The organism is Vreelandella gomseomensis (genome assembly GCF_031451645.1).
Classification (GTDB): domain Bacteria; phylum Pseudomonadota; class Gammaproteobacteria; order Pseudomonadales; family Halomonadaceae; genus Vreelandella; species Vreelandella gomseomensis.
In genome coordinates, this window is sequence record NZ_JARWAI010000007.1 from 90,819 (window position 1) to 102,866 (window position 12,048).

General features: G+C 64.1%; 12 protein-coding genes. 4 read left to right on the plus strand and 8 right to left on the minus strand.

What is annotated here, in order from left to right:
* Positions 1 to 5 precede the first annotated feature (5 nt).
* Positions 6 to 737: an MliC family protein gene (locus tag QC815_RS10710; protein WP_309768424.1), complete on the plus strand. Its 732-nt coding sequence runs from the start codon at positions 6 to 8 to the stop codon at positions 735 to 737.
* Here QC815_RS10710 and QC815_RS10715 read toward each other — a convergent pair.
* Complete coding sequence (locus QC815_RS10715) at positions 734 to 1,816, minus strand: metal-dependent hydrolase (RefSeq protein ID WP_309768425.1); 1,083 nt, start codon at positions 1,814 to 1,816, stop codon at positions 734 to 736. The genes QC815_RS10710 and QC815_RS10715 overlap by 4 nt on opposite strands.
* Before the next feature lie 233 nt (positions 1,817 to 2,049).
* Here QC815_RS10715 and QC815_RS10720 point away from each other — a divergent pair, with 233 nt between their 5' ends.
* Positions 2,050 to 2,490: a VOC family protein gene (locus tag QC815_RS10720; RefSeq protein ID WP_309768427.1), complete on the plus strand. Its 441-nt coding sequence runs from the start codon at positions 2,050 to 2,052 to the stop codon at positions 2,488 to 2,490.
* 23 nt (positions 2,491 to 2,513) lie between these two features.
* The gene (locus QC815_RS10725) at positions 2,514 to 2,975 is read left to right on the plus strand and encodes an META domain-containing protein (RefSeq protein ID WP_309768429.1); all 462 of its coding nucleotides are present in this window, start codon (positions 2,514 to 2,516) and stop codon (positions 2,973 to 2,975) included.
* 42 nt (positions 2,976 to 3,017) lie between these two features.
* On the opposite strand, the gene QC815_RS10730 is transcribed toward QC815_RS10725, so the two are convergent.
* The gene (locus tag QC815_RS10730) at positions 3,018 to 4,154 is read right to left on the minus strand and encodes an FAD-dependent oxidoreductase (protein WP_230447185.1); all 1,137 of its coding nucleotides are present in this window, start codon (positions 4,152 to 4,154) and stop codon (positions 3,018 to 3,020) included.
* Between the two features lie 130 nt (positions 4,155 to 4,284).
* Positions 4,285 to 5,679: a sensor domain-containing diguanylate cyclase gene (locus tag QC815_RS10735; protein WP_309768431.1), complete on the minus strand. Its 1,395-nt coding sequence runs from the start codon at positions 5,677 to 5,679 to the stop codon at positions 4,285 to 4,287.
* A gap of 159 nt (positions 5,680 to 5,838) precedes the next feature.
* On the opposite strand from QC815_RS10735, the gene QC815_RS10740 reads away from it, so the two are divergent.
* Entirely contained in the window at positions 5,839 to 6,216 is a 378-nt protein-coding gene (locus QC815_RS10740; protein WP_230447183.1) for a transcriptional regulator, read from the plus strand.
* Between the two features lie 24 nt (positions 6,217 to 6,240).
* Here QC815_RS10740 and QC815_RS10745 read toward each other — a convergent pair whose 3' ends face one another.
* The 5 genes from QC815_RS10745 to QC815_RS10765 are packed head-to-tail and all read right to left on the minus strand — an operon-like array spanning position 6,241 to position 12,046.
* Complete coding sequence (locus tag QC815_RS10745) at positions 6,241 to 8,382, minus strand: FAD-dependent oxidoreductase (RefSeq protein ID WP_230447182.1); 2,142 nt, start codon at positions 8,380 to 8,382, stop codon at positions 6,241 to 6,243.
* 60 nt (positions 8,383 to 8,442) lie between these two features.
* The gene (locus QC815_RS10750; protein ID WP_230447181.1) at positions 8,443 to 9,057 is read right to left on the minus strand and encodes a TIGR04282 family arsenosugar biosynthesis glycosyltransferase; all 615 of its coding nucleotides are present in this window, start codon (positions 9,055 to 9,057) and stop codon (positions 8,443 to 8,445) included.
* Positions 9,047 to 9,751, minus strand: a complete 705-nt coding sequence (locus QC815_RS10755; RefSeq protein WP_230447180.1) for a TIGR04283 family arsenosugar biosynthesis glycosyltransferase — start codon at positions 9,749 to 9,751, stop codon at positions 9,047 to 9,049. The genes QC815_RS10750 and QC815_RS10755 overlap by 11 nt, the downstream gene beginning before the upstream one ends.
* A complete protein-coding gene (locus QC815_RS10760) occupies positions 9,738 to 10,370 on the minus strand; it encodes an ATP-binding cassette domain-containing protein (RefSeq protein WP_230447179.1) in 633 nt (210 codons plus the stop codon). Before QC815_RS10760 ends, QC815_RS10755 begins: the two co-directional genes overlap by 14 nt.
* Positions 10,367 to 12,046 (minus strand): ABC transporter permease, encoded by a 1,680-nt coding sequence (locus QC815_RS10765; RefSeq protein ID WP_309768435.1) that lies wholly within the window; start codon positions 12,044 to 12,046, stop codon positions 10,367 to 10,369. Before QC815_RS10765 ends, QC815_RS10760 begins: the two co-directional genes overlap by 4 nt.
* Positions 12,047 to 12,048: the final 2 nt, after the last annotated feature.

The window sequence follows — 12,048 nt, forward strand, 5'->3', positions numbered from 1 at the left end:
TTGCCATGATCACCCCTGCCGTAAGGCTTGTTGTATTAGGTACTGCTATTGTAGCGATCGGCGGCTGCGCTGCACTGGAGCCGACCTCGAGCGCTGTCCCTTCAGACGACAAGTCCGCGCTGGATACCCAAGCGCCGTTACTGCCTTCGGCACTGTTTTCCGGCCAGGCGGATGCCTTCGAGGCCTGGCACTGCAGTCCGGCGCGCCAGCATCTGGTGACCGCTGTCGACGGCGAAATACTGCGACTATGGTCGCTGCACGGCGCCTGGCGCCTGCCCCAGGCCGTTGTGGCCAGCGGTGCGCGCTATCAGGACGGCGAGATCAGCTTCTGGAATCGCGGCGAGCAGGCCATGGTCGAAACGCCACGCGGCCAGCTCAAGTGCGAACTGGCCGCCCGCCGTGATGCCCTGACCCGCGAGGACTACCCGGGCGTGATGTTCCGGGGGCAGGGCAACGAACCCGGTTGGACGGTCGCCATGGCCCATGACTCGCCCCAGCTTACCCTGTCGACCCAGTATGGGCAAAACGAGGAAACGCTGCCTTACATGGTCAGCGTCATGGATAACGACGCCGGGCGCGTGGTGCTTGAAAATGCCGATGCCGACGACTTTTTCCGTGTGCGCATCGAAGCCGGTGCCTGCTTCGACGGCATGAGTGGGCATCCCTTCCCGGCGCGGGTCACCCTGACCGTAGACGGTGAGCAATACAGCGGCTGCGGTCAGGGGATCGCGCCTTAGGCGTCAGGCGAACAGGGTAGGTTGAGCGGCTGAAGCTGCCACTCAGCCGCCACGTAGGCAGTGGCGCAAAGCGCGCCACGCTCGCCCAACGCGCGTGCCGCCAGGCGCGACAGCGTGGCGAGCTGAACGCCCCGCTCACTGCCAAGTTCGACGGTCGGGTCGACCGGCTGCCACCTTGAGTTCTCACGGGTGGCCAGCGTGAAGCTGAACGGATGAAACCCTGGGAACCCCAGGCGTAGATCGGTCGCGATCAAGGTGAGCTTGCCCTCGATCGGGCGCATCTCGTAGCGTAGAAACGGCCCGGCAAACCACGCAAGTCGCTTCCCCGCCTGACTGTCGAAGGCCGCACTTTCCAGCGCCGCGCCGCGGCGTAGCGGCTCGAGAGCTGGCGGCGCATCGCTATCGAACAGGCTCACCAGGCTTTCATAGTAGCGGTCACCGTCGACCACGGTGGCCCGCCAGAGCAGGATGTTGAACGGCGTCGGCTGTACCAGGTGCGGTGCCGTGTCGAGCCCCTGTTCGGCGAGCGCCGGCGCAAGTCGGTGTTCAACGCTGAGCTTGGCGCCAAAGGCCAGCACCAGGTACAGGCTGGATATCGCCAGTCCCCAGCCGCACCAGCGCCTGACCCGGCGGGTCAGTAACGCGGTGATCAGGCAGGCCAGCAGCGGCAGCGAGTAAAACGGGTCGATGATGAAGACCAGCGGCCAGGCGACCGGTGGGGTCGCAAGCGGCCACAGTAGCTGGGTGCCGTAGGCGGTCAAGGCATCCAAAAGCGGGTGGCTGATCAGAATCAGTCCAAAGAAGGCGCTCCAGCGGGCGAGCGAAATATCCCGGGCGGGTGCCAGTCCCGCGCTCAATACGCTTAGCAACGCGGCCAGGCCGGTGAGCACGAACAGCGAGTGGCTGAAGCCGCGGTGCTCGGTAACGTTGGCCACCGCATCGCCGTAGTCGAGCACCACGTCAAGGTCCGGCAGGGTGCCCAGCAGCGCGCCCATCAGTGCGGCCTTGCGCCCCAGTCGTCGCCCCAATACGGCGCCGCCCACGGCTGCGCCCAGTGCCGCCTGTGTGACTGAATCCACGTTGTCTCCCTGGGGCGAGCCCCGTTAAGGTGAAAGTGACGCTAATTGCACATGATTGTTAATAAAGTATTCTCATGTAAGACTGTTGTCTAATTAATGCGCTCAACCGGCGCGCCACGTGAGCCACCGTTCTGCCCGCAGGACGGCAACAGGAATGCTAAACTTGACGCATAATGAGCGCGCGTCGGGCGTTTTATGTCACCATCGTTACATGACCCCATCAGGAGAGATGCATGCAATACCTACACACCATGGTTCGCATCAGCGATCTGGATGCCTCGCTGCACTTTTACTGCGAGCTGCTGGGCCTCAAGGAAGTGCGTCGCAAGGAAAACGAGAAAGGCCGCTTTACGCTGGTGTTTCTCGCCGCCCCCGGCGACGAGGAGCGTTCAGCGCGGCTGACGGCGCCGGAACTTGAGCTGACCTACAACTGGGATCCGGAAGCATATACCGGCGGGCGCAATTTCGGTCACCTGGCCTACCGGGTCGATGATATCTATGCGCTGTGCCAGAAGCTCGCTGACAATGGCGTCACCATCAACCGCCCGCCGCGGGACGGCCATATGGCCTTCGTCAAGTCGCCGGATGGCATCTCGGTTGAGCTGTTGCAAAAAGGCGACGCGCTGGCGCCCCAGGAGCCCTGGGCGTCGATGGAAAATACTGGCAGCTGGTAATTCTCATTCAAGGAAGGTTCATCATGACCATGAAAGGCGGGCGTTTATGCCTCTGGCTGGCCCCGGCCGCGCTGCTGCTCAGCGCCTGCAGCAGCGCGCCAGGCCCAAGCTCGTCACCCCAGGAAGCACCAAGCGGTGGCGAGCTTTCCGGGCCGGTTGTCGAGCAGCGCTGGAATCTGTTGCTGGTCGGCACCAACGAGCGGCTGTCGATGCCGGAACCCCCCTTTTTTGCAATCGACCGGGACGGCCGCATCAGCGGCCACGACGGCTGTAATCGGTTTACCGGCGAGGCGCGGCTAGGCGAAAGCCAGCGTATCGAGATAAGCGAGCTGTCTACCACGCGCAAAGCGTGCCCTAACATGGACGACGCCCGACGGGTGACGGACATGCTCGAAAACGCCTATCGCTACTTGATCGACCATGATCGGCTGGTGTTTTTTGGCCCGGATAGTCGAGTGCTCGGTGGCTGGCGAGAATCGAACTAGTCGCGATGGCGAGACGACCGTTCCGTGCGTATATGACGGTCGTCATTGATCCTCAAAAGGCGGATTGAAGCGGGCGATAAAGCGCGCATCGATCCGCTTTTTCCATTCCCACACCCACTTGCCCCTAATGCCCAGCGCGCCCCGGCTGGCAATGGCGCGTCCGTCGCCGGTGCCGATCAGCGCGAGGACGCGTTTAGGCGGCTGCCAGTCGGTGAGTGGCTCGCCGTGGCAGGCCCGGCGCAGGTTGTCCGCCAGGCAGGAGCCCATGCGTACCGCATACACCCCGGCGTTGGGCAGGGGCGGGTCAAACGCGGCGCAGTCGCCGGCCGCGAAGATGCCCGGCTGGCCCACGATTGCCAGCGTCTTTTCGACCTGAATAAATCCCTGAGCGTCCAACGGCAGCTGGGTGCTGGAAAGCCAGTCGTGGCCGACCGCTCCGGTGGCCCACAGCACGATATCAGCGGCGATGAAGCCGCCCTGGGTGGTGGCGACGCCGCCCTTGACCAGCGAGGCCCCACGCTGCCGGAGATGTAGCTGAATGCCCGCCCTGGCTAATGCGCGCCGGGTCAGCCAGCGGGGCAGCCGACCCGCGCCGGGGAGCAGCGTTGGCGACGCGCTGAGCAGATGCCCCGACCAATGGATATCCGGGCGTTGGTGGCGCACCTGGGCCAGGACGCTCAACAAGGTTTCGCAGCCTGCTGCACCGCCCCCGACGCTCACCACGCGCTGGTGACTTTCCTGAGGGAGCCGGTCGATATCATCGCGCAGCGCCTGCCAGCGATGGTGCAGCGAGCTCAGCGGGCGCATGGCCAGCAGATGCGGCAGGTGGCCGCCATGCTGTATCGGCAATGCCAGGGTCGAGCCGACATTGAGCGAGGCCACGTCGAAGGCCAGCGTCTCGCCACTGGCCAGGGTGACGTGGCGCGCCGCGCTGTCCAGGGCCACCACCGGTGAAGACACAAACCGCGCGCCTGCCCGCTGGCAGAGTGCCGCGACGTCGATCTGGGTGTCACGCAGCGAACATTCCCCCGCCAGCCAGGCCGGTACGCTGCCTGAGTACGCGGCCAGGTGACTGTCGCTGACCACGGTGATGGCCACCCTGGTATCGGGGCGCCGGGCAAAGGCTTCCAGCACGAAGGCGTGCGCATGGCCCGCGCCAATCAGTAATAGATGCTGCATGCCAATGCCTCTCTGATAGCGTGTGTAGCGAACAGGTCGTGATGCGTGTAAAAACGCAAGGGCGAGAACTGCCTAGCGCCGCATGGGAACGTTCGCTACATGCCTTGGATCAAACGCCTTACCCGCCACGCTAGCAGATCATGACCTGATTTTTACCTGCCGCCTTGGCAAGATACATGCCTTTATCCACGCGTTCTAATAATGAGTGGGAAGGTTCACCCGGCTGGACGGTGGTAAGTCCTGCACTGATGGTCACCGTCTCTGGAATGGAAAAGGGGTGTTGCTCGATGTATCGGCAGAGCCGCTGGGCGATGAAAGCGCCTTCGTCTTGTGCCGTGTCAGCAAGGATCACGATAAACTCTTCGCCGCCCCATCGGCCCAGGTAGTCGTTGCTGCGCAATAGTTGCGTCGCTAGGTTGGCGACCTCACGCAGGATGTCGTCACCGACGGCATGGCCATAGGTGTCATTGATACCCTTGAAGTCATCAATATCAAACATCGACACCGCGCAGGGGGGGCTGGAAGCACACAGTGCCTCGATAACGTGCTCCGTGTAATAACGGTTCCAGCAGCGGGTGAGCGGGTCAGTGTGGGCAAGGCTTTCCAGGCGCTGATTGGTTTTCCTCAACTGGCGGTTGACGTGAACCACTTCCAGGGCCGTAATCGCAACCGCCAGGTCGTCGGCGAGTTCCAGTACCATGGAGGCTTCAACCGGCAGCCAGACACTGAGCGGGATGTCCGGTGCCGCTCGCGCCGCAAAGCTGACGGTCGACGGCGCACGGAACATCAACAGCCATCCCAGTTGACTGCCGGCCATGCTCAGCGGTGTCGCAATCCCACCCTGGCACTCGCCCTCCAGTTCTATCGGGCTGTCGTCCAGGTCGGCTTGTGCATCCAAGTGTCCGAGGTGTTGAAAAATACAGCGCCGATCCGGTGTCTTTCCGACACAATAGAGCTCATCCTTGTGGGCTAACGCGATGCCATCCGCTTGAAAGATGTCACACCAGCCCTGACCGTGATGCTGGAGGCAGTCTGCAAGGGATGTGAGCCGTTTGATGTCGCGAGAGAGCTGGCGGCGGCGGGCCTTGAGATCGATCTGACGCCTGGCCATGTGATCCGCTTTCAGCAGCCGGAGCCGCTGCGCAGCGATATCGACAACGATGCTGATCCAGTGCAGGGCCTCCTTGGGCGGCGCAGACGGATGGCCTATATAGCCCCATGCGCCGTGTTCGCCTGGCAGCGCATAATACTGGTATTCGAACGCCCGTAATTCATCCAGCGAGCGAACGCCCATCAGCTGCCTGCAAGCGGTGATGGCGCTGTCGACAGGGTGGCAATAGGTCAACCGCAGCTCTCCCGATGGTGAGCGTCGATAAAGCGCGATGGGTTGCCTGCCGACCAGTGTGTGCAGGGTGCTGGAAAGTCGCTCGAAAAGCACCGCAGGCGTTTCCGATCGGCTGATGAGGCCCAATGCATGGCACAGGCAATCAAACGAATTAACCGGTGTGGAAGATAGGCCACTCATCCTGAATGACTCCTCAAGCACGGCTTCAACAGCCAAGGCGTGGCTTGGTATGGGTGGAACGACGGACGGGTATTGAAGTTACGATTCAATCAAAAGGTTAACCGTTATTCAACTTTTATTGAATAATCGCTTCACATTGGCGGCATGAATGAAAAACAGATGTTCGCCGAGCGATTAAAGAACGCCATGCAAGGCGCGGGGTATGACGTGCGCTCCTCCGTCCTGGAGCGCGAATTCAACCTGCGCTACTGGGGAAAGCCGGTTACCTACCAGGCGGTCAGGCGCTGGCTGCGGGGGGACTCCATTCCCAGCCAGGAAAAGCTTCAGGTATTGGCAAGCTGGCTGGCCATGGATCCCCATCAGCTGCGCTATGGTGGGGAGAAGCACGCGTCCATCCAGGAACCGAAAGCCGCCTGGGATGTGTCTGCCAGCAGCGAGGAACGACGGTTGTTGGCGTTATACCGCAGCTTGCCCGCAGAGCAGCGCAAGACCGTGCACCAGGTGATGGAAACCTTTGCCAAGGCCCATTCAAACTGACCAGGCCTCGCCCCGAGGGGATCGCTACGACTCGCCGCGCCGCCAGGTAAAGTAGCGCTTCAACAGTCTCAGCACCCGCTCGGGTTTGTGAGCGTTTTTCCATACGCCTGCCGTCGCCTTGGCGGCCTCGCCGAGTGTCGGGTAAGGGTGAATGGTGCCCAGCAGCTTGTTCAGGCCCAGGCCGTGTTTCATGGCCAGGGTAAATTCGCCCAGCCATTCGCCGGCGTTCTCCGCGACGATGGTCGCGCCGATAATCTTGTCCCTTCCCGGCACGGTGAGCACCTTGATAAAGCCCTCGGTGGCGCCTTCGGCAATCGCGCGGTCGCTTTCGCTCATGGCGTAGCGGGTCACTTCATAGTCAATGCCCTTGTCGATCGCCTCTTTCTCGTTCAGGCCGACCCGGGCGACCTCCGGCTGGACATAGGTGACTGCGGGCATGAAGCGGTAGTCCACCGCAAAGCGCTTCAATTCGCCAAACAGGGCGTTCACCGCCGCATGCCAGGCCTGGTGGGCCGCTGCATGGGTCAACTGGTAGGGCCCGGCGAGGTCACCGCAGGCCCAGAGATTGGGCAGGCGCGTTTGCAACTGCTCGTTGAGCTCCAGCGTGCCGGCGGCGCTGGTGGTAACACCCAGGGCCTCGAGCCCCAGCCCTTCGATGTTGGCCTGGCGACCGACGCTGACCAGCAGGTAATCAAAGGCCAGCGTCGTGCGCTCGCCGTGTTGCTCGACGACCAGCTGATGCCCGGCGTCATCGCTGACCACCTCAAACGCCTTGGCCTCGGTCATCACCGTCACGCCCTCACGGGTCAGGGTGGCGTCGACGGCCTCGCCGACTTCTTGGTCCTCGCGACCCAACAGCTGAGGCATGCCTTCCACCAGGGTGACCTGGCTGCCCAGGCGGGCGAAGCTCTGGCTCAGTTCGCAGCCGATGGCGCCCCCACCTAGCACCACTAGACGTTTGGGCAGTTCGGTCAGCGACCACAGGTTTTCAGAGGTCAGCACGGGGGCGCTTTCGATGCCGGTAATCGCCGGGACCTTGGGCCGCGCCCCGGTGGCCAGCACGATATGCCGGGCGCTCAGGGTCTGGTCGCCGACCTGGACGTGCCACGGGGAGGTCAGTGTGGCGTGATCCTGGTAGACCTCGACGCCCAGCCCGCGGTAGCGCTCCACGCTGTCGTGGGGTTCGATATCGCGGATGGCCTGATGGACGTGCCCCATGACGCGCGGGAAATCGACCTGCGGCTCGCTGGCGGTGACACCGAAGCGGGGAGCCGTGCGAATCTCGTGGGCCGCCCGGGCGGCGCGGATCAGCGCCTTGGAGGGCACGCAGCCGGTATTCAGGCAGTCGCCGCCCATCTTGTGCTTTTCGACCAGCGCCACCCTGGCATTGACGGCGCTGGCGATATAGCTGGTGACCAGCCCGGCCGAGCCACCGCCGATGACCAGAATGTCGTAGTCAAAGCGCTCGGGCCGGGTAAAGCCCTGGTAGGCCTTGCGCGTCTGCACCAGCCGCACGAGGCGGCGGGCGATCCAGGGGAAGATGGCCAGCAGCAGGAAGGAGCCGATCAGCGTCGGCGACAGGATACCGCTGAGCGTCTCGAGCTCGCCCAACTGTCCCCCGGCGTTGACGTAGATGGCGGTGCCGGGAAGCATGGCCACCTGGCTGACCCAGTAAAACGTGACGGTCTTGATACGCGTCAGGCCCATGACCAGGTTGATCATGAAGAACGGGAACACCGGCACCAGCCGCATGGTGAACAGATACAGCGCGCCGTCGCGCTCGACGCCACGGTTGACCGAGGCAAACTGGCGCGGAAAGCGCTTTTCGATGGGGCGACGGAACAGGAAGCGCGACAGCAGAAACGCAAGCGTCGCCCCCATCGTACTGGCAAAGGAGATGATCAAAAGCCCCCAGCCCAGCCCGAACAGGGTGCCGCCGAGCAGGGTGAGCAGGGTGGCCCCGGGCAACGACAGCGCGGTCATCACGACATAGATGGCAAAGAAGATGCCTGCCACCTGCCAGGGTGACTGGCTGAACGCCGCCTGGAAATCATTTTGGTAGGCTTTCAGGGTGTCGAGCGTGAACCATTGGTGGGCGCCGCTCAGAAAAAAAGCACCGATAGCAATGATGAGTAGCGCGGCGATCAATAAGCGTTGTCGGTTCAAGGTCATCTCCAGCGAAAGCCATTTAAGAGGTAAGGTTCAGTGGGCGGGCAGCGTGTTTCCTTACACCGGTGCCTGAACGCCTTTCCAGCGTTGCCAATCAGCAGGGCGGTCGACGTCCCACACCGTGGCGGGATAGCTGGCGCTAAGGCCGAGTGCCTCGATACGCTGGCGGGTGGCGGTCAAGACACTCTTGCTGCCCCAGGGAATCAGTTCAAACAGCCCGGGGTGGTCGTGCCGAGTGCCGATGAGCCCGTAGCCGCCGTCTTCGGCGGGCAGCAGGACGACCTCAAAGCTGGCGAGGCGCTGCGCGCAGGTCGTGATCAAGTCGCGGGTGACGCTTGGGCAGTCGCTGCCCATGACCATGCCAGGGCCGGGGGTGCTCGCCAGGGCGTGGCGAATACGTGCGCCCAGATCGCCTTCGGGCTGGGCACGCAGGGCAATGCCGAAATGGGCCCCCAGCTCGCCAAACAGCGGGTGGGCGTGGTCGAGGGCTGTCCACAGCGTGATGCGCTCGGCGGGCAGCGCCCGGCAGGCATTGGCCACACAGTGACGCACCAGCTCGGCGTGGGCCTCGGCGGCCCCTTCGGCGCCGAGCAGCGGCATCAGGCGTGTTTTCGCCTGCCCGGGCAGCGGGGCCTTGGCTAACAAATGTAAATGAGGCTGCTCAGCGGGCATCGCGGTACTCCTTGGCGAGTTGAGTCGGGCTCGCGCCGCGCCAGTAGCGATAGCGCAGCCGCCACATCAGGCGGATGGTGGCCCAGGCGCCGTGTTGATCCCAACGCCTTCCCGAGCTTACCACTTTCGCCGCCAGGCAGGCGGGGCGCGACACCCGTCTGAGGCGTTGCGTCAGTTCGACGTCTTCCATAAGGGGCTGGTCGGCAAACCCGCCGAGGTGACGAAACGTGGCGGCACGCACGAAGATCGCCTGGTCGCCGGTGGCGATGCCGGTGAGCCTGGAGCGCTGGTTCATCATCCAGCCGATGACCGGCAGCCAGCGACTGCGGCCTGTCAGCGCAATCGAAAATCGCCCCCAGGCGTGGCGGGTCAGCGCCGTGGTGATCTGGCTCATGGCATCATCGGGTAGCCGGGTGTCGGCATGCAGGAACACCAGCGCTTGGGCACTTGCCAGCTGTGCGCCCAGATTCATTTGCCGTGCCCGGCTAGGCACACCGCTGATCACCTTATCCGCCAGCGGCGTCGCCAGCGCCACGCTCTCATCGGCGCTGCCGCCATCCACCACGATGACGTCAGCGCCCTGGGCACGCAGTGGCTGAAGCGCTTCAAGGGTTGCTTCAAGGCCTGCGGCTTCGTTGAGCACCGGTATGACAATGCTCAGTGCCGCCGGTGGCGGTGGACTAGCCAAGCTCAATGATTGGCCCTCCCGCCGCCTCGGCATCCGCGTGGTCGTGGGTGACCAGCAGCGCCGGCAGGCCGGCGTCGCGCAGCTGGCCGAATACCAGCGCGCGCATGTCCTGGCGGAGTGCGGTGTCCAGCTTGGAAAAGGGTTCGTCCAGCAGCACCGCTCTGGGCGTCGACAGCAGCAGCCGCATCAAGGCCACGCGGGCCTGCTGGCCACCGGAGAGCGTGGCCGGGTCCCGGGTGTCAAAATCCGCCATGCCGACCTGTGAAAGGGCCTCGCGGATCTGCGATTGTTTGTGTCGCGCATCGCGGGGGAGCGCAAAACGCAGGTTGCCCGCCACGCTCAAATGGGGAAACAGCAGGGGATCCTGGAACAAAAGCCCCAGCCCGCGTTGCTCAGCGGGTAGCGTGTCGAGACGCAGGTTGCCCAGAAATACCTCGCCCCGGGCGTTGAAGGTAGGCGACAGAAACCCGGCGAGATAGGCCAGCAGCGTGGACTTGCCCGACCCCGACGGCCCCATGACGGTCAATACCTCGCCGGGGGCGATGGATCGGTCGATCGCAAGCAGTGGATCGCCGTTCAGCGAGACCTGAACCTGATGGATGTGCAGCGTGGGACTGGCGGTCATGCAACGCCTCGCATATTGCGCCGTCTGGCCCATATTAGGCGCGGTATCAGCAGCGCCAGGCTAAAACCGATGAATGGCAGCAGCGCCTGGAGCAGCGCCAGCACCGCCATCAGGCGGCGGCTGCCGCCCGAGGCCATGGCGACGGCTTCGGTGGTAATGGTGGGGACGCGGCCGCCGCCTAGCAACAGCGTAGGGAGGTACTGGCCGATACTTACGGCAAGGCTGACCGCGCAGGCGGTCAGCAGCGGCGCCAGCAGCAGCGGCAGCCGTATCTGCCAGAAGGCTCGCCACGGCGATGCCCCCAACGAATGCGCGACCTGCAGCCAGCGCGGATCCAGCCGCCGATACGCTTCGGCAAGCGACAGGTACAGGTAGGGCACCACAAACAGCAGATGCGCCACCATCACCAGCGACCACTGCGGGCCAAGGCCGAGGCTTTCCGCCGCGACCACCAGGCCAAACAAGAACGCCACCTGGGGAACCATCAGTGGCAGATACAGCAGCCACTGGCCCGCCCGCGGCGGCAGCTGGTTTCGCGTCGCGCTTTCAAGCGTGGCCACGACCAGTACCGCGGCTATCAGCGTCGCGGCAAGTCCCACGCTCAGGGTATTGAGGAGCGGTGTCGCGACGGTGGGCAGCACGCGCTGCCAGTGATCCAGGGTGAACGACCCGGGCAAGGCGTCAGGGAAGCGCCAGAAACCGGCCACCGAAAACACCGCCAGCCCGGCCAGCGCGCTCAGTACCAGCAGGGTGGTCATCCCCAGCAACCCGCGTCCGCCCAGCGTGATGGCAAGCGAGCCCCGCCGCCGCACGCCGTTGACCACCCAGTGATAGCCGAGCCGTTTGATAGCCTGCTCGCCCAGCCACCAGGTCAGCAGCGCCGCCAGCGTCACGCCAAGCTGCAGCACGGCCCCGGCGGAGGCCATGAAACGCTGCTCCAGGTCGGGATCGTTGAACCAGGTCAGAATCGACACGCTCAGCGTGGGCGGCAACGTCGGGCCCAGAATCATGGCCATGTCGACCACCGAGGTGGCGTAGGCAATCACCGCGTAAACCGGTAGGCGAATCAGCGGATATAGCGCCGGCAGCACGGCCTTCAACCAGGCGATACTCGGCGAATAACCCAGCGAGCGCGCCAGGGTAACGCCTTGCTCGGGGCGCAGCTGAGGCAGTGCGGCCAGGCACATGAGTAGCAGGAACGGCGCTTCCTTGAGCACCAGCCCGGCCATCAGTGAAAGCCCCAGGGGGTCGTTGACGATGAGCCAGTCGGGCGGGCGCTCCCAACCGGTGAGGCCAGGGGATATCCAGCGTGCCAGTAGCCCGGAGGGTGCCATCAAGAACGCCAGGCCAAAGGCCACGGCAGCGTGGGGAATCGCCAGCAGCGGTGATACCAGGCGACGAATGCCCCGGTCCAGCCAAGTACCGCGGCTGGCGGCCAGAAACAGCACGACGATGGCCAGCGCCAACAAGGTGCTCACCAGGCCGCTGGCATAGCTTACCGCCACCGAACGGCCAAGCCCGGGATGGTCGAACAGCATTCGCCAGGGCGCCAGGCTGACTGCGTCGCCGCCCAGCGCAGGCAGGTAGCCGAACGCCGGCAGCAGCACCATCAGCAGGCCGGCCCCCACCGGCATTACCAGTAGGGTAACAAGCAGCGCCGGCGCGAGTCGCAGCATAT